The sequence below is a fragment of the Neobacillus rhizophilus genome, from assembly GCF_018343535.1.
GTDB lineage: Bacteria > Bacillota > Bacilli > Bacillales > Cytobacillaceae > Neobacillus > Neobacillus rhizophilus.
This window is the reverse complement of sequence record NZ_JAGYPF010000004.1, coordinates 334,254-355,520: the sequence shown is the minus strand read 5'-3', so window position 1 is coordinate 355,520 and position 21,267 is coordinate 334,254. Positions and strand designations below refer to the sequence as shown.

The 21,267-nt window shown below is 39.6% G+C and carries 18 protein-coding genes; 8 read left to right on the top strand and 10 right to left on the bottom strand.

Annotated features, from left to right (window positions below; genetic code table 11):
* Nucleotides 1–290 precede the first annotated feature (290 nt).
* A complete protein-coding gene (locus KHA99_RS20000; RefSeq protein ID WP_213119249.1) occupies nt 291–1,298 on the top strand; it encodes a DUF3231 family protein in 1,008 nt (335 codons plus the stop codon).
* A 636-nt stretch (nt 1,299–1,934) separates the two neighbouring features.
* On the opposite strand, the gene KHA99_RS19995 is transcribed toward KHA99_RS20000, so the two are convergent.
* On the bottom strand, nt 1,935–2,465 hold the full coding sequence (locus tag KHA99_RS19995) for an AraC family transcriptional regulator (protein ID WP_249366785.1): 531 nt from the start codon (nt 2,463–2,465) through the stop codon (nt 1,935–1,937).
* Between the two features lie 80 nt (nt 2,466–2,545).
* Entirely contained in the window at nt 2,546–3,088 is a 543-nt protein-coding gene (lepB, locus tag KHA99_RS19990; RefSeq protein WP_213119766.1) for a signal peptidase I, read from the bottom strand.
* 397 nt (nt 3,089–3,485) lie between these two features.
* Between lepB and KHA99_RS19985 the strand changes: the two genes are divergently transcribed.
* Both KHA99_RS19985 and KHA99_RS19980 read left to right on the top strand, forming a co-directional pair.
* A complete protein-coding gene (locus tag KHA99_RS19985) occupies nt 3,486–3,701 on the top strand; it encodes a (4Fe-4S)-binding protein (RefSeq protein WP_213119248.1) in 216 nt (71 codons plus the stop codon).
* Between the two features lie 31 nt (nt 3,702–3,732).
* Nucleotides 3,733–4,023, top strand: coding sequence for a GNAT family N-acetyltransferase (locus KHA99_RS19980; RefSeq protein WP_213119247.1), 291 nt, complete (start codon nt 3,733–3,735; stop codon nt 4,021–4,023).
* A gap of 273 nt (nt 4,024–4,296) precedes the next feature.
* Here the strand turns inward: KHA99_RS19980 and KHA99_RS19975 are convergent, their stop codons facing one another.
* Entirely contained in the window at nt 4,297–4,488 is a 192-nt protein-coding gene (locus tag KHA99_RS19975; RefSeq protein WP_213119246.1) for a hypothetical protein, read from the bottom strand.
* Nucleotides 4,489–4,917: 429 nt separating this feature from the next.
* Here KHA99_RS19975 and KHA99_RS19970 point away from each other — a divergent pair, with 429 nt between their 5' ends.
* The 3 genes from KHA99_RS19970 (at nt 4,918) to KHA99_RS19960 (ending at nt 9,440) form a co-directional block, all read left to right on the top strand.
* A complete protein-coding gene (locus KHA99_RS19970; RefSeq protein ID WP_213119245.1) occupies nt 4,918–5,970 on the top strand; it encodes a M14 family zinc carboxypeptidase in 1,053 nt (350 codons plus the stop codon).
* Between the two features lie 697 nt (nt 5,971–6,667).
* On the top strand, nt 6,668–7,642 hold the full coding sequence (locus KHA99_RS19965; RefSeq protein WP_213119244.1) for a metal-dependent hydrolase: 975 nt from the start codon (nt 6,668–6,670) through the stop codon (nt 7,640–7,642).
* Between the two features lie 163 nt (nt 7,643–7,805).
* The gene (locus KHA99_RS19960; RefSeq protein WP_213119243.1) at nt 7,806–9,440 is read left to right on the top strand and encodes a bifunctional metallophosphatase/5'-nucleotidase; all 1,635 of its coding nucleotides are present in this window, start codon (nt 7,806–7,808) and stop codon (nt 9,438–9,440) included.
* Nucleotides 9,441–9,976: 536 nt separating this feature from the next.
* On the opposite strand, the gene KHA99_RS19955 is transcribed toward KHA99_RS19960, so the two are convergent.
* The gene (locus tag KHA99_RS19955) at nt 9,977–10,417 is read right to left on the bottom strand and encodes a hypothetical protein (protein WP_307852109.1); all 441 of its coding nucleotides are present in this window, start codon (nt 10,415–10,417) and stop codon (nt 9,977–9,979) included.
* Between the two features lie 370 nt (nt 10,418–10,787).
* Entirely contained in the window at nt 10,788–12,569 is a 1,782-nt protein-coding gene (locus KHA99_RS19950) for a PhoX family protein (RefSeq protein ID WP_213119242.1), read from the bottom strand.
* Nucleotides 12,570–12,816: 247 nt separating this feature from the next.
* Here KHA99_RS19950 and KHA99_RS19945 point away from each other — a divergent pair, with 247 nt between their 5' ends.
* Nucleotides 12,817–14,352: a CehA/McbA family metallohydrolase domain-containing protein gene (locus KHA99_RS19945; RefSeq protein ID WP_213119241.1), complete on the top strand. Its 1,536-nt coding sequence runs from the start codon at nt 12,817–12,819 to the stop codon at nt 14,350–14,352.
* Between the two features lie 108 nt (nt 14,353–14,460).
* Entirely contained in the window at nt 14,461–15,516 is a 1,056-nt protein-coding gene (locus KHA99_RS19940; protein ID WP_213119240.1) for a HupE/UreJ family protein, read from the top strand.
* Nucleotides 15,517–15,860: 344 nt separating this feature from the next.
* On the opposite strand, the gene KHA99_RS19935 is transcribed toward KHA99_RS19940, so the two are convergent.
* The 5 genes from KHA99_RS19935 to KHA99_RS19915 all read right to left on the bottom strand — a co-directional run bounded on the left by KHA99_RS19935 (nt 15,861) and on the right by KHA99_RS19915 (nt 21,237).
* Nucleotides 15,861–16,928, bottom strand: a complete 1,068-nt coding sequence (locus KHA99_RS19935; protein ID WP_213119239.1) for a phosphotransferase family protein — start codon at nt 16,926–16,928, stop codon at nt 15,861–15,863.
* 78 nt (nt 16,929–17,006) lie between these two features.
* Complete coding sequence (locus KHA99_RS19930; RefSeq protein ID WP_213119238.1) at nt 17,007–18,242, bottom strand: acyl-CoA dehydrogenase; 1,236 nt, start codon at nt 18,240–18,242, stop codon at nt 17,007–17,009.
* Between the two features lie 89 nt (nt 18,243–18,331).
* Nucleotides 18,332–19,114 carry an enoyl-CoA hydratase/isomerase family protein gene (locus KHA99_RS19925; RefSeq protein WP_213119237.1) on the bottom strand — a complete coding sequence of 261 codons (783 nt, stop codon included), beginning with the start codon at nt 19,112–19,114 and terminating at the stop codon, nt 18,332–18,334.
* A complete protein-coding gene (locus KHA99_RS19920) occupies nt 19,111–19,998 on the bottom strand; it encodes a 3-hydroxyacyl-CoA dehydrogenase family protein (protein ID WP_213119236.1) in 888 nt (295 codons plus the stop codon). The genes KHA99_RS19925 and KHA99_RS19920 overlap by 4 nt, the downstream gene beginning before the upstream one ends.
* 63 nt (nt 19,999–20,061) lie before the next feature.
* Nucleotides 20,062–21,237, bottom strand: coding sequence for a thiolase family protein (locus KHA99_RS19915; RefSeq protein ID WP_213119235.1), 1,176 nt, complete (start codon nt 21,235–21,237; stop codon nt 20,062–20,064).
* Between the last annotated feature and the right edge of the window lie 30 nt (nt 21,238–21,267).

Below are 21,267 nucleotides of genomic sequence, written 5' to 3'. Positions count from 1 at the left end.
CAACTTTTTACATATAAATCCATTATAGGCTTAGTGACTATATTTGTGATCCTATCCTGCCCGGTTATTCGAATAAGGATAAGGTGTAGCTTTAAAATAAAGATTGATTAAAAAGTTCCATTCCACTCTTATTTAACAGCAAATTCCACGCTTGTCCACTCAAACCCTTCCGGATTTTTCCTTTTTGTTTTTTTCGCTTATTCTGTACAAATATGAAAGGAAGAATAAGTTTTTTTGGTATGAGTAATACTTAAATTAGAAAAATCCAATATTAAGAGGAGAACTCTTCAATGAATACAAAACATATTGTTGGTTTATCATCAACAGAAATTGCAGGATTATGGGCTACTTATATTATGGATAGCTTATCTATCTGTCTCTCTAAGCATTTCCTGCAACAGTCGAACAATGAAGATGTTAAGCGCATAATTAAACTAACATTAGATATATCACAAAAACATATTGAGGAAATCAAGAATATTTTTGAAAAGGAGAATTTCCCTATTCCCAAGGGATTTTCCGATGAAGACATTGATCTTTCAGCTCCACCTTTGTTTTTCGATTTATTTCCTGTAAGCTTCGCTTACGGGATGAGTCGTATGGGTTTGATGTCCTATAGTATGCTAATTTCTAATGTTGCCCGCGAAGATATTCGATCTTTCTTCTCTAAGTGTTTAACTTCCACATTGGATCTTTATAATACATCAGTAAATCTAATGCTTTCTAAAGGGATATACGATCGCCCAACAATGATCCCTTATCCCGATAAAGTTGAATTTGTTAAAAAGAAAGAAACATTTTTATCCAAGTGGTTCGAAAAGCAACGTCCTCTAAATGTTCTTGAACTATCTGAAATATTTTTTAACATTGAAAGGAACTATTTTGCTGTAGTCATACTCACTGGATTTATTCAAGTTGTGAAAGATGAACAAATAAAAAAATTTTTGACAAAAGGAAAAGAATTAGCTCAAAAACAAATTCATTTCCTAAACCATACTTTAATCAAGGATGATCTGCTTGGCACTATAATGGTTAACTCAGAAGTGTCAACTTCTACTGTATCTCCTTTTTCAGAAAAGCTCATCATGAACCTTGTAACTATACTCAATACACAAGGAATAACCTATATTGGTCATGCAATAGCTACATCAGCACGAATTGACCTTGCTATTGAATATTCAAAACTAATTCCTGAAATATTGCAGTATGGGAAGGAGGGCGCCGACATCTTGATAGAAAGGGGATGGATGGAGGAACCACCACACGCTCCGAATAGGAAGGAGTTGGCAGAAAATTAGGTTTAAATTAAACAAGGGATCTCAACGATCTCTTGTTACAGTTATATGAAGCAAAATTTCCCGTTTTAACAAATTAAACTTGACACAATATAAAAAGAATTAAGATCTCTAACGGAACATTTTTTAAATGATATTAGTCTATCTTTTGTACAATATAAGATGGGCTTTAACAAAAAGACTCAACCCGTTCTCCATTATCCTTCTTTGAATTACATTAATCTGTACATATTCCAATTCTTCTAGAATAATACCGTATTTGCCTCTCTAACCATCCAGTTATACCAATAAAAATACGCAAAAAAGGCAGTCCCCATTTTAGAAAACTATTGAGAATACTACAAGAGCAACACCTAACATTCGCTAAAAAATTTCTACAAATTTTTGTTGAACCCTTTTTCAACTCCCTGACCTTTAAGAAAGGAGTTAACCCCTTGCACACTTTAGTCAACAAGAATTAGCAATTAGTACGCTCAATATGGTTCACTCATATGCCGACCGGATACAAACTTGTCCTGAAAAGGAAAAAGCTCCGGCCACTAAATCAGCTGCGGCAGCCAAACGGAACAGCCCTTTTCATAAAATTAGTCGCCCAGTTTGCGTGTCCATACCTTACTTATACAATACATTTTCATCCCATCATGTCGATGGATGACGTGAAGAATGATCATTTCTAAACTGCCTAGGGGTTAAACCTGTGTATTTTTTAAATACTTTTATAAAATAACTTTGATCATTGAAATTTAACCAGGTGCTGATGTCTGAAATCGAATAATTTGTTATAACCAACAGCTTTTTTGCTTCGTCTACTCGTTGTTGCTGTATATATTCACTTATAGGAATACCTACTTCTTTTTTAAAAAGCGATGATAAGTAATTGGGACTTAATCTACACATTTCTGCGAGTTGTTCCAGTGTAATGTCTCCATAAAGATGGTTGTAAATATAATGCCGACAAGCAGTTATGGGTGCAGAATATTTTTCTATATTTAATCCGTGAACACGATTGGTAAAATCACTTATGGCTTCTTCCGTTAATCTCAATATGGCCTTTAAGTTTCCTAATTCTTCTATTTGTTGAATATAATAATCACTTAAAGTAAAGGCCGTTTCCTCATTTAAGCCCCCTTCAATGGCAGCTCTGCAAACAAGGGCAATGCCCGTTATCATTACTTTGGTTGAATAACAAAAAAGCCGCCAATTATGGCAGCCGGCTCTTCAAGTAAAGCACCCGTTTAGCTTAATAAGAATTACTCTGTTTCCCTAATATTCGAGAAAGGGTAAACGACAAATTCACTTTGTCCAACAAATTGGTTTTTTGTGAAGTATCCTAAGCCATTACGACTATCCTTACTTTTTAATCTATTATCACCCATAACGAAATATTTGTCTTTTGGAACTGTGATCGGTCCAAAGTCGCCTGTTAACCGTTGACTTCCTATTTCTTTAGCTAATTTAAGATTTTGTAAAAGATAAGGTTCTTTCACTAATTCACCGTTAATAAATAAATTATCATTTCTCATTAAAATTGTATCTCCTGGGAGACCAATTATTCTTTTTACATAATTTACTTCCTTCCCTTTTATAATGACTATTTCTCCTCTACTAAAACTATCTGTAAAATTTAGTTTGTTTACAAATATTTTTTCCTGATTATGTAATGTTGGTTCCATTGAAGCCCCTTCTACTATGTAAGGTGCAAATAGGAATGTTCTTACAAAAAACACCACTCCAAATGCAATCATCAATGATTTGCCCCAACTTTTTAATTCCCTTTTTGAATTTAATTTCATTAGATTACCCGCCCTCTTTAATTTTTCTCCTAATTTAATACATTCTCCATTCACAATCAATTCCCCTTTTCATTGTCTTATTTTTCCTTTCTAATTCAACTAACCTCTCTTCAGTGGAACAAGAAAAAGGGCTGCAGCTGCGACCCTTTGTTTATCCAATTATAAATAACTTCACTACGTCTACATTATTTTATTTTTAAATAACACGTCTCAAATTGGAGATTCCTCATAACATAAAATACTATTAAATTAATATTGTTTTTCACAAATTTATCATGTTGCTACCAAGCGGCTCGTTTGTTGGTAAAACCCACAGTTCTGTGAAATTTAGATCAGAAGAAGAATTAAGAGTAATTTAAAATTATTATTCCCACAGAACTATTAGAAGGAGGATATTATGAGCGAAAATATTAAAACTTATGAAGCTGAAGGTATCATAATATATTGGAAACCCAATATTTGCAAACATGCAGCAGAATGTGTAAAGGGATTGCCAAGTGTATTCAATACCCAGAATAGACCTTGGATATCACCACAGAATGCAACAGCTAAAAAAGTCATGGAAGTGATTGATCGTTGTCCAAGCAGAGCACTTACTTATGAGCAAAAATAAACAGAACTAAAAAAGTTAGGAGAATGAGGAAATGACTGAAATTAAAATGGGCAAGAATGAATTCTATATTGAGGAATCTAATGAAATTATTGCTAGAATTCAATTTATCCCAAGCGGAAAAGATGTAAATGGAAGAAATTTAATTATTGTAAGCCATACAGTTGTATACGAGGGACATGATGGTCGTGGATTAGGCAAAGAATTAGTAAACAAAATAGTTGAATATGCAAGAGATGAAAACTTATATATTATTCCTGTATGTCCTTACGCAAAAAGTGTTCTTGAAAGTAAGGAAGAGTATCAAGGTGTATTAGCAAATTGATGCCATTTTATTATATATCCGTTGAATGAACTACACTTAACTGGACAAAAAATAAGGTCCAGTAGACTAATCACAAAATCAGGGCATACCGCTAATTAGTATAAGATATCTATACTAGCAACATTATTAGGAGAAGGCGAGTATGCTAGCCTAGCTAGCAAGCCAGATGTCTTTGCCATCTGGCTTCCTGGCTGGCAAAGCATGCCCCTGGAGCCCCTTGTCAAGTTGCGGTGGTTACCCACAAAATTCTGAAGTTTATTATATCTTATTCGGTTATGGAGGAACGCCAATATGACAAGGACTAGAAGAACATTTACCCCTGAATTTAAAGCTCAAATGGTCAAATAAAACTTTTTGTTGTTTATCTTTATTAAAAAAGGATTTAACAATAATTTTTTCAATTTCTTTCTTCTCCCAACCCCTCCCAAAAAATAATTTTTCCATAAAGCACCATACATTTTGCATCAACTTAACTCCCGTTTGTTCAATAAGGACTTCTACTAAAAAAGCATTAATCCTTCCTGGATAAACATCCCCGTTAACTTAATAACAGACTTCCCCTCCTGGCAATGTAAATACATCAAATTCACCGTCCCTTGTAGTGACCAATTCTCTGGGGAAGTCGATTGATTATCAATTTTTAATTCGGGCCTTCTAGGACCCTTTCCTCTAATTCTGCCTGTTTGTTTTTTGCCATTAATAACTGTTTAATTATGTGAGAGCTAAAGAGCAAATCGGTATTTTTTATTTCCAAAATCACCCTTAGTAGGCAAATTGAAGGATAAAAAATTCAGTAATTAATCACTATGTACATGCCCCCATTTTAATTGTAATATTTTCCTTGTAGTGAATTTTTGGAATCTTATTACAATTAAATTAAATGGAGGTTATAAAATGAAAAATAAAGTCATTGCATTATCATTATCTGGTTTAATGGTAGTCGGAGGTTTTGTAAGCGCTCCCAATTACGTTGGGGCAGTCGGTGAAGGGCCGAATTATGGCGGAAATGAGTCGATTCAGACTTCTATCCTACATACATACAATGAACTAGTTGAAAATCTTAAAACCCAAGATGCAAAACAAAAGGATATGGAACTAGAAGTGATTGGTCAAACTGTAAAAGGCCGTGATATTTATCTTGCAAAATATATTTCTAACCCTAACAATCCTACCATCCTCTTTTTAACCCAACAACACGGTAATGAACAACTGACGACAGAAGGCGCTCTAGAATTTATCAAACACTTAGGAACGAACAAAATGAAAGGTGTTCTTGATCATGTAAACATCCTTATCGTACCAATGTTAAATGCTGACGGAGCAATGGGTGATGTCAACTTTTCCCTTGATGACTATGTCGCTGACGGCGGAAGGCATTTGACTCGCTATAATGCTGTTGGCGTAGATTTAAACCGTGACCATGTTGCCAAAATACATCCAGAAACTCAAGCATTGCACAATAATGTGTTACAAAAGTACAAAATAAATTATATGATTGATCTCCATCATCAAGGAACTCAAAGTGAAATAGACGGGAAATATGTATCAGGCTCCATCCTTTATCCGACAAACCGGAATGTAAAGCCGGAAGTCCTAGAACGTTCCAAAAAATTAGGAGCTGTCGTGTTCAATGCGATTAACTCTAAGGGATGGGGGAATATTGGAAAGTACAATGGCGGTTCAGAGGAAACAATTGGCCGTAATGGTGCCGCAGTTCAATATGATATTTCAACACTTCTCTTTGAAATGCGCGGCATGTCTGATCACAACTATGAGTCTTACGCGCTTGGACAAAAAAGCAATGGTTATTTGATTCAGCAAACGATAACCACCCTTGATGCAGCAACTAGAGCCATCGCTGATGGTTCAATTGAAAATGTGGATACAAGTTTTTGGAATACCCTTCCAACCCAAACGACTCGGCCTTCTGGAGAAGAAACAGAATAAACGCCTTATATCAGCGATGATCGTCCATGTTCATTAGGAAAAAGTAATATTTTCCTTCGTTTTCTAACTGGTCCACGGTGCCTGACACTCAGCATGTTAAAGCTTTAACGCAAAGGGTCAGGCATCAATGTTCAGTTCATTTCTCCACTCACATCTAAGGGAAAAAAATTATCAAATGACGGCAGCGCAATTGATGCATGTGTCTGTTCCACTTAATGTTATGGCTCCTGAATGGTATCGACTCTTGATAAAGGGAAGAACTGCTGTGATAAGGACCTTGCAAGCTGCATAGACCAATTTTTCAAGACCTAGATTACTGGACTTGGTACCAAATTAACTCTTGGTACGGTCCTAAAGGCCTAGCTTGCTAAAAAAAAGCGACGCGAATTTCCACGTTGCTTTTTGACGTTTAAGGTTGACAGTAGCAATCGCTGCAATTATTATGGCGATTGCTACGTTGCCGAGGATGATGCACAAGAAAATGATGTAAATCCTACAACTCATTTAAAAATATGGGGAGAAAAGTAAAGGGTGTGAATTGCACCCTTCTTTTTTATCTCTCTTTCAATAAACTGCCGAGAACCGTCCCCATACATCATTACAAAAACAAAATACACATTTTACATTAGATTAATAAAGTAGACTCTAACTTCAAATATAATAAAGTAGAAGCTTACATTTTTAGAGGAGTGATGAAATGGATACAACTTCTCACATCTTAATGGGGTTGGGATTAGGTGCCCTTGCTCAAATTGATCCTGTGATCGCTAATAATGCTGCCCTGGCACAAGCTGTTGTTTTAGGTACAGTCATTGGTTCCAATGCCCCTGATTTTGACTTTATGTATCTTTTGAAAGGAAAAGGCAGCTACTATCGAAACCACAGAGCATGGTCCCATTCTCTTCTTGCTTTACCATTATGGAGTGCTGGGGTTTCAGGAATTATTTTTTCACTTTTCAACGTGCCGTCTTTTTCCCATCTATTCTTTTGGACCTTCTTATCCGTTATTCTGCATGTCTTATTTGATTTGTTTAATGTGCACGGAACGCAGGTCTTACTCCCTTTCTCAAAAAAATGGATTGCCTTTGATTCGCTCCCCTTATTTGACCCAACTATTTCTTTCGTACATATCCTAGGATTTTGCCTGCTGCCTTTCAATGAACCTGGAAAAACCTTTCTTATTATCTATCTTTTTATCTTCCTATATGTTGTTGTCCGGACCATTTACGCATTTTTAATAAAAAGAAAATTAGAGCACCACTTTATCCGGTCCCTACGGATTAAATTGATTCCACGTACGTTCTTGTTTCAATGGGACGTCTTAATCGAGACAAATACAGACTTTTTATTTGGCGTCTATTCTGAAGGAAGTCTACACATTGAGCATACTTTTTCAAAGGAAATAGACTTTCCGGAACTCGTTTCAGATAGCCAAAACCATCCTACCGTTTCCGATTTTCTTTCTAGCACCCAATATGCCTTTCCGTCTGTTCGGTCTTGGAAAAATGGATACCTCATCTATTGGAAGGACCTTCGTTTTCGAACCAAAAAATTTTTTCCTACTCTTGCCATTCTATTTATTTCTTCTGATTTCAAGATGAAGAATTGCTTTATCGGTACCTTGCATTCCTTGAAGCAATACAAACAGGTTATTCGAAAACTAAAAATATAAAAAAGGGTGATTTAATGAAAAAAACATTATGGATGATTACTAGCGAAATAACAGGTTATGTTCATAGCACAATACTTCTCCCCCATCCTCACACTCTTTTTTACATAAAAATTCCGCCATAAATTTTATCCGCACCCTAAAAAATAGTTTAGGAGGAAAAAAAGTGAAAGGCGCATTGAATGGGAATGCCATCAGAAAAGCTGTACCTGCTTTGATCCTTACGACTGTGTTTTCAGCGGCTTTTGTTTTAGACTCAGGGAGACCTGAAACGACAGGCATTTCTCGCATCATCGAGACTGGTCAGTCGCGCATTCACGTTCAATTGCTTGGGGTTAATGATTTTCACGGCCAATTAAATGTAACTCGTGAAGTAAACGGAAGGCCAGTTGGCCGCGCGGATTATCTCGCTGCCTATTTAAAGGAAAGAAAAGCGGAAAACAAAAACACCCTTATCGTTCACGCCGGCGACATGGTTGGCGCGAGTGCACCCGTCTCTTCGCTTTTACAAGAGGAGCCCGCAATCGACGTGTTAAACCGAATCGGCTTTGATATCGGAACGTTAGGGAATCACGAATTTGACCGGGGCGTTAAGGAAATGCTCAGATTGATTCGCGGAGGTTTCAACCAAAAGTCCGAATTCTTTATCGGTGCTGGGTTCCCCTATCTATGTGCCAATGTTCTTAACGCCAAGACGAATTCCCCACTCTTCCCTCCTTATAAAATTATGAAAGTAGCAGGCGTTCCAATCGGCTTCATCGGCGTCGTAACGGACGATACCCCTTCCATGGTTGATTCGAACGCGGTTGAAGGAGTCAAATTCATCGATGAGGTAACTGCCATTAATCAAGCTGTGAATGAATTAAAGGAACAAGGCGTGAAAGCAATCATAGTCCTGGCCCACAATGAAGGTAAACAGTCTTCCCGCGACGATGCCGCGACCGGTGAGATTGTAGATATGGCCAAACGGGTTGACGATGAAGTAGATGTCATGTTTGCCGGGCATAGCCATTCCTATCTAAATACAGAGGTTGACGGAAAGCTGCTTGTCCAGGCTGAATCCTACGGGACTGCCTTCTCCGATGTGGATTTGGAGATTGACCCGGAAACGAAAGACATTGTGAGAAAAAAAGCGGAGATTGTTGTTACCTATCATGACGGCATCAAGCCAGCACCAGAGATGAAAGCATTAATTGAAAAATACGAAACAGAAGTAACCTCTGTTGTGGACGAAATTGTTGGAACTGCTGCTTTTGATATAGCTGGCAATCGGAACGAAAACGGAGAATCTGCTTTGGGCAATCTGATTGCTGATTCCGAGCGTTCCATGATGAATACGGATTTTGCTTTTATGAACCCTGGTGGAATCCGAGCAGATCTTCAAGCTGGGACTGTCACTCATGAAGAGCTGTTAACGATATTGCCATTTCATCATCATCTCGTTAAGATGCGGCTGACTGGAGAACAAATCCGACAGGTGTTAAATCAACAGTGGCAGCAAGGTCAAGTGCGGATGCTGCAGGTTTCCGGTTTGAGATACACCTGGAATGATACGAAAGCTAGCAGTGACAAAGTAGTCGATATGTTTATGGATGACGGTGTTCGCATTCAACCTGAAAAAACCTACACCGTGACAGTAACCAACTACCTTTCAAATGGCGGTGATCATTTCACTGTTTTTCAAAATGGTACGAATAAAGAGATTGGACCTATTGATGTTGATAGTTTTAAAGAATACATGAAACAAGATAAAAAACCTATTCGCTCTTTCATTGATGGGCGAGTCCTAAAAGTTCACTAATAGGATCCCTGCTCGTGAATGAAGGACATTTCCTGACCGCGATTCGTTCATTTTGTCCTTCATCCCCTTCATGAAGGACATTTCTTCCCTGTGGCTCCTCCGTTTTGTCCTTCATCGCCTTGATGAAGGACTTTTCAAACTTCGGCTTTCCTCGTTTTGGCCTTTTCGTCCAAAGTGGTCAATTCGTTACAAATAATTCAAGAAAATATTACTGCTTTTTAATCAAACCTTAAAAAAGAAAGTCTACAATTAACGTTAGTAACAAGATGGAATAGCACAAAAAATATTATTCATAAAGGTAGGGTGATTTATGAATATTTCCTATAAAAACTATCAAGGCGGATATAATAATTTGGTAATAGTAGAAAGCGATGGAGTGGTTACCATGAGTTTAAAAGATAAGGAGACCGCAATAAGAACCCATAAAAGAAAATTAAAGCGGTTAAAGGCTAAACAAAAATGAAACATAGGGACGGTTCACATGGCAATTTTAATTTCATGTTTAAAAAAGCCTGCAGAACCGTCCCCGTGGGTTCTTAATAGTTTTTTATCAGCATTTTATCAATTTCACGGACTTTATCATATGAAATTAATAGTTTCTCAGGTACCAAGGTTCTGCCATATTCCCAGGCATTCCTTTCTATTTGAGATAGAAGCTGTGCTTTTTCTTCATCTCCACCGTAATGAATAGTCCTTAAATCATGTTTGTTTTTCCTAAAATCTAAATAATAGCCGAGTTGGCGATAAAGAATAAGTCTAACACATTCTTCATCTGACTGTTTAATTTTAAAGTTTATATTAGCTATGTATCCATTTATTTGTAGGTAGTTAAACTTAAGAGTATTTGTCGATACGTTATAACTCATCGGTGCAGGTAATTTATTGTTGATCTCATAACTAATATCTAATTTGAGCTCTTCTAAAGTACTACTTATGATCTCCTCAATATCCCATACATAAAGCATTTTATCGATCACTTCCCTTCCTAAAAATTATCATTCAAAGTAATTTTCTGCCTTCTTCTCTATTAATTTTTAATAAAGGAAGGTGGAAAGTAAATCCTTCAATTTACCTTAAGCCTTTATACCCACGTCAATATCAAACGATATTTCCCTCTTACATGTTTTTGAGAATCAATGAGAATATATTTAGGGAAAATGCCTTTTTAGAAAAGCATTTCATAAGGAGCAAAAATCTTAACGAGGCTTTATACTCCCAAACCAGCTAACTCTTGAAACATTCGGTCGTATATAGATGTGATGCAAAAGAACCGTCCCTATGCATCATTTTGCACACAAAAAAAGCAGCCTTATGCACCAAGACTGCTAAACAATGTAAATGCTAAGCTTATTTTTTATTTTTCTTCTCATCAAAGCTTGGAAGCCCGGAAATATAGCCTACATAAGCTGGATTTTGTGAACTGTTCATGAGATAGGCGTGACCATCAAGGTTTTCAAGCATTTGCAAGCCGGTAGATTCTCCGCCGCCAGGTACCGATAAGATTCTTGACAGTTCCTTCGTCTCTACATTATAGGCCCACGTATAGTTATTTTGATGATGACCGGAATCCTCCGCAATAAATAGAGTTTTCATTTTTTCTGAATAAATTACATTATCCGGATTGGCAATTTTATCAACATTTGCGGTATTGCCGTCTGCATCAGGAGCGGCTAAATCCTCGCCCATTAAATATCCGGCCATGCTGACTGGCACATAATGACTGTCAATTTTTTGGCCATCAGTCGTTTTACGATTCGGCTTGAAGTCGATCTCATAGATCCCGCCTGCGCTAATCTTCGGCAATTGGATGTGGTCAACAGGTGCGGTTGGTTCAGGCAGCATCGTGTTCTCCTGATAAGAGATGGCTAAATAAGCTTTATTGTCTTTTTCGTTAAAATCCAAACCTTCCATTTTATTAAATTCTACCGTTGCCCCAAGGTATGCAGCATAACGGTGTGTTTCTAAAAATGCGGCTGCTTTTTCCATTCCAGGCTTCACTTTCACCCATTCAACCTTTTTTCCGTTTGCTGCCGTTTTAATCGCTGTATAGCCCTCAGCTTTGCCTTTTGCTGCATCATCAGTGACCTCGAACATATCACTAAATTTTAACGTAGAGGCGAGTTTTTCAATTTCTTGATCTGTTGCATGTCCCAGCTTAACCCATTCCAGCTTGGCTGAACCGCCATTTTCCGTTCCTGTTTGGACCCATTTGGCTGCATATAAAGTACCTGCCGATAAGTCCTTTTCTTGATCCGCCACATACATAAAGAATCCGCCCGGGTTACTGTCCACTCCATAAATGACCGTTTTGTTATCAGGCATAACCTTGACTCGTTCAAATGCCATCCGTCCCATACTGTAATGTTTGACCACTTTTGTCGAGCCGTCTGCTTTAACTGTTACTTCCGGGACATGCCCATAATAGTAGGGGTTGCCAATTAAACTTGCATCCCCATAGTAGTTTTTTGTAAAGTTGGTCACTGCAGAGGAAGTCGGGTTTACTTCGTGTGCTCTTGCATCGGGATCTGTCTCTTCCGAACCAAGATGGGTATTCCAAGGAGTTAAGATTCCCGCACACGGCTTCCAAATCCCATGAACTTCTGAAAAATCAATCGGCTTAATATCAACGACTGTCAATTTTCCTGTTGCCGGATCCATTTTAACTGTACTTAAACTCATCGCACCCGGGTTTTCAAGCCCATTTTCGTTTTTGGGCATGGATTCATAATGGCTAATTAGATAATAAGTATTTTCCGGCAGTCCAGGGACCTTCATAAGGCTGTTCATGTCAGGAGCTGAGGAAACATACGGCTTTCCATTTGCTTTTGTCATGATTTCGCCCTTTGCATTGATTGTCACTCCTGCTGTATTCCCATTAATTACATCACCAGGTCTGAATAATGTTTCATAACTTAGGGGAACCGTTTTCTTCGTTCCATCGTTGTATGTAACCTTCACAGATGCTCTCGTGTACATAAGGTTATTTTTCTCTTGGTCTGTTTTAGGCGCATCCATTCCAATAAACTCAACCGACTTTATTTTGCCTTCTTCCTTTGGGGCAGCCATCGCTGCGTTGAAAGTTGAAAGTGTTAATGATGCTGCTAGGACTGGTACAACCATTTTTTTCATTCCACTTCACTCCTACCTATTGGTTTTGATCTTCCCTTATGAGTTTAATGGAAAATGGTTAAACCCGTATTAAGTAATAGTTTGAATTTTGTAAATTTTTATCTACTATTACATTCCAAAAGAAATAGTCCTTTTGTCTTATTTTTCCTAATTTACACAACATTTACAGAATATTTATTCTCCCCTAATAAAACTTATTTAATATTTAAGCTGTTGAGCAAGCATATTAATAAGGGGGCGAAGGAAAATGAAAACTCGTTTTAAGAAAGCTATTCCTTTCATTGCAACAACAGTTCTTGCAACAACTGCTCTTACAACCCAATCATTATTTAATGAGGGTGGTAATCAAAAAGCAGAAGCACAGTCAGTCTCAAATGAAGATGTGAAAAAGAAGGATGCTACATGGCTTGCAGGTGATCACCACGTACATAGTGAATGGAGTGTTGGTTGGGACAATTCTACAAATCCTCCGACTGCTATTAGAGGTGGGGATGCTATATATCCAATCTCTAAAAATGCCGAAAATGGTAAAAAGTATGGACTGGATTGGATGATGACAACAGATCATGGGGGCCCTAATCATTCCAAGGTTAACTTAGAACAAGCCTATCCCGAATTATTAAAATCCCGTGCAGCTGTTCCTGAAGTTCTTCAATTCTATGGAATGGAGTTTGATACACCAGCAGCTGATCACAGCACATTAATGATCCCAAAAAGCGAAAATGAATCACAAATGCTCTATGACATTGAAAGCAAGTTCAATTCACGTGATGCATATCCAAATGATCCAAGCCGAAACACGGAATCAAAAATGATTGAAGCTCTTAACTATATGAAACAAATGGACGAGCTTCCGATTCATATTGCTCACCATGCTTCCCGTTCAGCGACAGGTATTGGTGTTTGGGGACAAACGACACCGCAAGAATTGCGGAATTGGAATGATACCGCACCAAATATCTCGATTGGGATGGAAGGAGCACCTGGTCACCAAGCGGCTGCAATCAACCGGGATGGTTCGATAGATCCTAAAGGATCTCGTGGGTCATACGGAAACGTAAACGCTCCAACAATGGGTGGATTTGACCAAATGTCAGCTATCGTTGGCGGTTTATGGGATTCGATGTTAGGTGAAGGAAGACATTGGTGGATTACTGCTACCTCTGACTCACATGTTAACTGGCGTGATGGAGGAAGTGACTTCTGGCCTGGTGAATATTCTAAAACATATGTAAAAGCAGTGAAAAATTATGAAGATGTAATGGAAAACCTTCGTAAAGGTAATGTGTTTGTTACCACGGGTGATCTTATCTCAGAACTTGATGTTAGACTGCAAGCAGGAGGCAAATCACCATTGCATGCGAAGGCAAAAGGAAATACAGCAACAATCGGCGAAACACTTACACTTCCAGGTAATAAATCTGATGTAACGGTAACAGTTCGCATCAAAGATCCAAACGCTGCGAACTCTCATGGAGATAAGCCAAATGTAAAACGTGTAGATTTAATCATGGGAGAAGTGAACGGTAAAGTGGAAGACCGCTCTACTGCTTCTAATCCTACAACAAAAGTTGTGAAGCGTTTCACTGAAAACGATTGGAAACAAGACGGTGAATACATCACGATTACTTATACTTTAAAAGATGTGGATAAAGATAGTTACATTCGTTTACGTGGTACTAACACTGATCAATTAGAACCAGAAAAAGATCCTAAAGGTGAAAACCCATGGAATGATCTTTGGTTCTACTCCAATCCAATTTTCATGAAAGCAAGTAAATAATTAAGAATTTAAGGATTCTTGACGAGGGGCATTCATACTCCTCGTCTTTCCATTATCTTTTGAAAATAACACCATTGCGAGAAAACAATAGAAATGGACGTGGAATTAATGAAAAAGCTATGGTTACCTATTTTATTCTTTTTACTAGCATTTAGTTCAGTTCTTCCTACCCCATCATCTGCCCATACCAATAATAGCGAAGGTTTTTCAAGCATTGAAGTGAAAGAGAAATCGCTAGATTACGAGTTAAAACTTGATTTAGAAGAACTCGGGCATGCCCTTAATAAGACAACAGCAGAAAAGGAACTTATTAACAATAAGATTGTGGAGCAATATATTAATACCCATATAAAACTTTATGCGGACAGCCAACTTATTGAAGGCAGCGTGGAAAAAACAGATATAGAGACGATTAAGGAAAGACCCTTTGCGGTCATTAACTTAGCTTATAATATTGAACATAAACCTGAAAAACTAGTAATGGAATATAATATGTTTATGGACGACTCCGATCCAAGTCATGCCAATTTCGCAACCATTAAAATGGACGGGAAACAACAGGAAAAGATTCTTACATTTGAATCGAGGGAATTAGAAATTGGTGAGGTAAGCCTTTTGCAAAATGTTAAACAGTTTGTCGTTCTTGGCCTAGAACATATTTTTACAGGCTATGACCATATCCTTTTTATCATTAGTTTGCTTTTTGGAGCAAAAACATTTCGTCACATTCTTTCTTTAGTCACTGCCTTTACGATTGCCCATAGTATCACACTGGCTCTTGCTACTTTCGACATTGTTCAATTGCCAAGCAGATTTGTGGAATCCGCTATCGCTTTAAGCATCATCTACGTTGCACTGATGAATATTTTTAATAAGGACTCGAAACACCAGCCATGGCTTGCCTTTGCTTTTGGTTTAATCCATGGATTCGGTTTTGCAGGAATATTATCGGAAATGAGATTAGATACGAACCATATGGCTCGGTCCCTCTTATCTTTTAATATCGGAATCGAAATCGGCCAACTTATCATTGTTTCGTTGGTATACCCGCTGATTTTATGGATCAAAAAATTAACGTTGAAACCAATTAAATGGGTCATTCCCGGGACCTCAGCAGCCATTTTAGCATTTGGACTTGTTTGGTTTATTGAAAGAGCTTTTTAAAAAGGCTGTTTTCGTAAATATTGTTGTTTCTTTCTATAGAATCGGCGTAACAAAGAGTAATATTACACTTTTTAAGAGGATTTTCCGAAGCTTTTTGTGCAACCAGCACCCTTATTTGATTTTACGAGTTTTATTTGCGAAACTAACCCTTTTATTTGCGAAATCCCCCCTTTTATTTGCGATTTCTATTTCTTTAATTGCGAATTCTTATTAGCGACAATCTTTTAGAAAATAGCCTAAAAAAAATGCCATAGGGACGGATTTCATGGTACCTTTGGGACACCAGGACCGTCCCAAATCCCACAATCATTTTGAGGCAAGAGAACCGTCCCCATGCATCATTCCTAAAGCCCTTTAGTTGACAACAAGGCAAATTCAATATAGCTAGCAGCTGCTCGATTCATCCGTGCAAATCTCTCATCATGGGTCTGTCCTTTGAAGTACCGGTAATAGATTTGCTGGGCTATGACCGCCAATTTGAAGTACGAGAAGGTAAGATAATAAGGGATATTGGAAACGTCAATACCGCTTTTCTTCGCATACCTTTCTAAAAATTCTCTGCGAGTATAGAAGCCTTCTTTTGCTGTAATGGGTTGGTTTCCTGCCCCTCCTTTTAATTCATCAGGGTCGCCGGATTCCAGCCAGTAACATAAGGCAACCCCAACATCTGCGAGCGGATCGCCGATTGTTGCCATTTCCCAATCAAACAAACCGGTCATCACACGAAAATCCTCCGAAAACATCGCATTATTCAATTTATAATCATATTGAATGATGGTAGGTTTAGGGGAAACAGGGATGTTTTTTTGCAGCCATGAAGTTAACTCCTTAACACCGGGAACCTCTTCCGTTTTTGCATTTTCATACCGTTTAATCCAGCCGCCAGTCTGCCGCTCCATAAAACCTTCCGGCCTTGAGATGTTTAGTAATTCTGTTTTCGTGTAATCGACCTGATGCAGTTCTACCAATTGATCGACCATGATTTCCGATATTTTTCTCCCTAAACCAGGATGATAGGGAACATGCGTTGGGAACTCTTTATCTAACACCAACCCTTTTCTTCTTTCCATGATAAAAAAAGGACTGCCGACAATGGAGTGATCATTGGAAAAAATATACGGCTTTGGCGCAGTTGAAAAGATCGGGTGCACATTCGATAAAATCGTATATTCCCGCTCCATATCATGGGCTTTTGGGGCAACAGGTCCGTGCGGCGGCCGCCGCAGCACAGCCTCCCATTCACCAACTCGTATTAAATAGGTCAGATTGGATTGACCTGCACCAAATTGTTCAATCTCCAATTTACCCGCAGGGGCGTCCTCGATATGTTCATGAATAAACTTTTGCAGCTTCTCTTGATCGAGCTCCTCCCCTTTTCTCACATCAATCGTGTCACGAAAGGTTTCCTTCATTTCTTTCCACTCCATTCTAAAAAAATGTTCAGGCAATGGAGGACTGACCTCTCATTACCTGAACATTGGGTATTGTTTTTAACTCCGGACTGCCGATAATTCTGGAGTTTGATATTTTTTAAGTTCCAATCTAGCAATCTGACGGCGGTGTACTTCATCAGGACCATCGGCGAGTCTTAATGTACGTGCCTGTGCCCAATGATAGGCAAGCGTGAAATCATCACTTACGCCGGCAGCGCCAAAAGCTTGAATCGCACGGTCAAGGACTTTTAGTGCCATATTTGGTGCAACCACTTTAATCATCGCAATTTCGGCTTTCGCTTCTTTATTTCCAACTGTGTCCATCATATAGGCCGCTTTCAATGTCAATAAACGTGCTTGCTCTATTTCAATTCTTGATTCTGCAATCCACTCTTGAACAACACCCTGCTCCGCAATTTTTTTACCAAAAGCAGTCCGGTTTAGCACGCGCTTGGTGAGGTCTTCAAGTGCACGTTCTGCCAGGCCGATTAATCTCATGCAATGATGAATCCTGCCCGGTCCAAGCCGCCCTTGGGCAATCGCGAATCCTTTTCCTTCTTCCCATAGCATATTCTCAGCTGGCACCCGGACATTTTCATAGACAATTTCCGCGTGTCCATGAGGGGCATCATCATACCCAAACACCGGCAGGATTCGTTCAATCTTCACACCTGGTGTGTTTAATGGTACGAGAATCATAGACTGCTGTTCATGCAACTTTGCGTTAGGATCATTTTTCCCCATCACAATCGCAATCTTGCAGCGAGGATCCCCAGCTCCTGAAGACCACCATTTCCTGCCATTGATGACATATTCATCACCATCTCTGATAATGCTTGTTTCAATATTGGTTGCGTCACTGGAAGCCACATCTGGCTCTGTCATCGAAAAACAGGAACGAATCTCGCCGGCCAAAAGCGGTTCAAGCCATTGTTTCTTTTGCGCTTCCGTCCCATAACGAACAAGAACTTCCATGTTTCCTGTATCTGGTGCGCTGCAATTAAATACTTCCGGTCCAATGACGGATCTCCCCATAATCTCACAAAGCGGTGCATATTCCAGATTGGTTAATCCTGCCCCATACTCACTTTCAGGCAAGAACAAATTCCATAAACCTTCCGCTTTTGCCTTTTGTTTCAGTTCTTGCAAAATCGGAGGAATATCAGACCAGCGTGATTCCTGTTGATTCAGCTGCTCCTTATATAACTTTTCATTTGGGTAAACATGCTCCTCCATAAACATAATAACTCTCTTTTGCAAGTTAACAACCTTTTCAGAATATGAAAAATTCATCCTATCCATCCCCTTTTCATGTTTTTAGATAAATTTAAGATTGTACAATAGACCTGAATCGAGTGCTGGCATGTTCATTGTTACCCATTTTATTTATGGGCAAATACGGGCTTTCTTTTTTCAATAAATGCTGAAACTCCCTCTTTCACATCTTCTGTTAAAAAGACCTCTCCAAACAGTTCAGCTTCTCTCTCGATTCCGGCATGGAATTCCATATTTGTTCCTTCATCTACCGCCTTTTTAATCCGAGATAGGGCCTGCAGAGAATACCCGCTGATTTTCTTGGCCATCGCCAGCGCCGCGTTCATTCCTTGTCCTGTTGCGACAACTTTGTTCACGAGTCCAAGCTTCACCGCTTCATGTGCCGAAATGGGGTCGCCGACAAACATGAGCTCTTTCGCTTTTGCCTCTCCTACTATTCTCGGAAGACGCTGGGTGCCTCCTCCGCCTGGGAAGATTCCCAATTTGATTTCCGGCAGGCCAAGCTGTGCATGTTCTTCGGCAATCCGGATGTCACAAGTGATGGCAAGCTCACAGCCGCCGCCGAAGGTCAGGCCATTTAAGACAGCAATCGTCGGCTTTGGCAGGAAATCGATTTGGTTAAAGACGGCATGCTGCTCCAAAACTCGGTCCTTCATGCCTGCTTTGCCAATGGATTGAGGGAACTCCTTAATATCTGCTCCCGCCATAAACGCCCGGCTGCCGGCGCCCGTCAAGATGGCCACGACAATGTCGTTATCGCTGGCAATATCATCAAAGACAGCCTTTAACTCACTGGTTACCTGCCCGCTTAAAACATTTAGCGGCGGATTATCAATCGTCACAATTGCAATATGATCGTTTTTTTCCAGTTTGACTAATTGCGTATTCACTTTGCCTTCACCCCTGTTTTTTCGTATTCATACCAGCCCTTGCCGGTTTTCCGGCCAAGAGTCCCAGCCTTCACTTTTTCTTCCAGGCTTGCAGACGGCTTATCCTCTTCATTGCCTGTTTCTTTATATTTTTCCGCCAGTGCATAGTAGCCGACATCAATGCCGGATAAGTCCATTAGCTCAAAGGGACCCATCGGGTGGTTTAATGCTTTTTTGACTATTGTATCAATGTCTTTATAATCGCAGATTCCTTCCTCATACAGCTTAAGCGCCTCGTTGTTTAAGGCAAACAACAGACGGTTGGCTATAAAGCCCCATGTTTCCTTGCGCAGCAAAACGCCTGTACGATTGATTTTTTCACAAACAGCCAATGTGACAGCAGCCGTTTCTTCAGATGTGGTTTCACTCATAACCACCTCGACACAATCCATCACTAAAGCTGGAAAGAAGAAGTGCATATTGCAGACTTTCTCCGGCCTCCTAGTTACATCGGCAATTTTTGAACTAGCAATAGTGGAGCTATTGGATGCTAAAATGGCATGAGGTGGTGCCAAACGATCAACAACAGCGAAAAGCTCACGTTTGACATCTAGCTTTTCAACAACCGCCTCAATGACAAAGTCTGTATTCCCTACCGCACCCTCCAAATTAGTAGTAAACGATAAACGGGCGAAGGCCTGATCCAAACCTTCCTGACTGATTTTCCCTTTTTGAACCCATTTTCCCATTTGAAAATCGAGGGCTTCCTTTGCTTGTTCCAACGCCTTTTCCTGGATATCGTAGATCGTTGTTGAAAATCCGCCTAACGCGCATAACATGGCAATTTGGTGTCCCATTGACCCTGCACCTAACACCGAAATATGTTTAACATCCTGTATATTCAATTATTTCACTCCTTCCGGTACTAACCGGTTAGTACTTTGGCAATATTCAAAAAACAAACTTTCTTATCCTTCTCGCTCAATCAGCGCTGCAATGCCTTGGCCGCCGCCAATACAGGCGGTAATTAAAGCCCGCTGTTTATTTGTTCTTTGTAATTCGTAAACGGCTTTCGTCATCAGAATTGCTCCCGTTGCACCGAGTGGATGCCCGTGCGCAATAGCCCCGCCGTTAACATTAAGCTTTGCTTCGTCGATTTCAAGCTCAAGGTTGCAGGCAAGAACCTGAGCAGCAAACGCTTCATTCAGTTCTACTAAATCAAAATCATCAATCTTTAATCCTGTCCGTTGTAATAGCTTTCTAGTTGCCGGTACCGGACCAATTCCCATAATATTAGGGTCCACACCGCTTACCGCAGCGTCACGAACAACTGCCAGCGGCTTTAAGCCTAATTCTTCAGCCTTTTCACGGGACATGATCACTAATGCGCTGGCCGCATCATTGAGTCCTGAACTGCTTCCGGCTGTCACTGTTCCACCTTCAAGGAAGGCTGGCGGTAATTTAGCTAATCCTTCAAGCGTCGTAGATGGTCTCGGATGCTCATCCACTCCAACTGTGATCGGCTGCCCTTTTCTTACAGGAATCTCAATTGGCACAATTTGTTGTTTAAAGAATTCTTGTTCCATGGCGGCTGCCATTCTTTGCTGGCTTCTTAATGAATAGGCATCCTGTTCTTCTCTAGAAATATTATATTTTTTTACAAGGTTTTCAGCCGTGATTCCCATTGGCGGATCACCGATTTCCTTTGGTGAAAGCTGCGATTTACGAAAACTTGGAGGCGCTGCACTATATGCTTTTGTAGGGCGATCCATTAAATATGGAGCTCTGCTCATGCTTTCTGTTCCACCCGCCACATAAATATCTCCTGCTCCGGCATTAATCGCCTGGGCAGCTAAAACAACGGCATTGATACCAGACCCGCACTGACGGTCAATGGTTAAACCAGGAATTTCAAGAGAAAGTCCCGTTTGCAGGGCTGTTAACCTAGCAATGTTTCCGCCACCGCTTAACACATTTCCAAAAATAACATCATCAATTTGATTCGCGTTAACACCTGCTCGATTTAGCGCTTCCTTTATCACCACTGCACCAAATTCATGGGCATTCAGGCTTGCTAATGCCCCGCCCTGCCTTCCAATCGGAGTTCTTACGGCTGATACGATCACTGCATCTCTTTTTGACATGCTTTTTTCCTCCCTATTCATCTATTAACT

Coding starts and splice junctions, on each gene's coding strand:
- KHA99_RS19935 (WP_213119239.1), bottom strand. CDS start 16,928: ATGAAGGAAACCTTTCGTGACACGATTGATGTGAGAAAAGGGGAGGAG.
- KHA99_RS19940 (WP_213119240.1), top strand. CDS start 14,461: ATGAAAAAGCTATGGTTACCTATTTTATTCTTTTTACTAGCATTTAGT.
- KHA99_RS19965 (WP_213119244.1), top strand. CDS start 6,668: ATGGATACAACTTCTCACATCTTAATGGGGTTGGGATTAGGTGCCCTT.
- KHA99_RS19995 (WP_249366785.1), bottom strand. CDS start 2,465: ATGATAACGGGCATTGCCCTTGTTTGCAGAGCTGCCATTGAAGGGGGC.
- lepB (WP_213119766.1), bottom strand. CDS start 3,088: ATGAAATTAAATTCAAAAAGGGAATTAAAAAGTTGGGGCAAATCATTG.
- KHA99_RS20000 (WP_213119249.1), top strand. CDS start 291: ATGAATACAAAACATATTGTTGGTTTATCATCAACAGAAATTGCAGGA.
- KHA99_RS19970 (WP_213119245.1), top strand. CDS start 4,918: ATGAAAAATAAAGTCATTGCATTATCATTATCTGGTTTAATGGTAGTC.
- KHA99_RS19930 (WP_213119238.1), bottom strand. CDS start 18,242: ATGAATTTTTCATATTCTGAAAAGGTTGTTAACTTGCAAAAGAGAGTT.
- KHA99_RS19950 (WP_213119242.1), bottom strand. CDS start 12,569: ATGAAAAAAATGGTTGTACCAGTCCTAGCAGCATCATTAACACTTTCA.
- KHA99_RS19980 (WP_213119247.1), top strand. CDS start 3,733: ATGACTGAAATTAAAATGGGCAAGAATGAATTCTATATTGAGGAATCT.
- KHA99_RS19915 (WP_213119235.1), bottom strand. CDS start 21,237: ATGTCAAAAAGAGATGCAGTGATCGTATCAGCCGTAAGAACTCCGATT.
- KHA99_RS19975 (WP_213119246.1), bottom strand. CDS start 4,488: ATGCAAAATGTATGGTGCTTTATGGAAAAATTATTTTTTGGGAGGGGT.
- KHA99_RS19985 (WP_213119248.1), top strand. CDS start 3,486: ATGAGCGAAAATATTAAAACTTATGAAGCTGAAGGTATCATAATATAT.
- KHA99_RS19945 (WP_213119241.1), top strand. CDS start 12,817: ATGAAAACTCGTTTTAAGAAAGCTATTCCTTTCATTGCAACAACAGTT.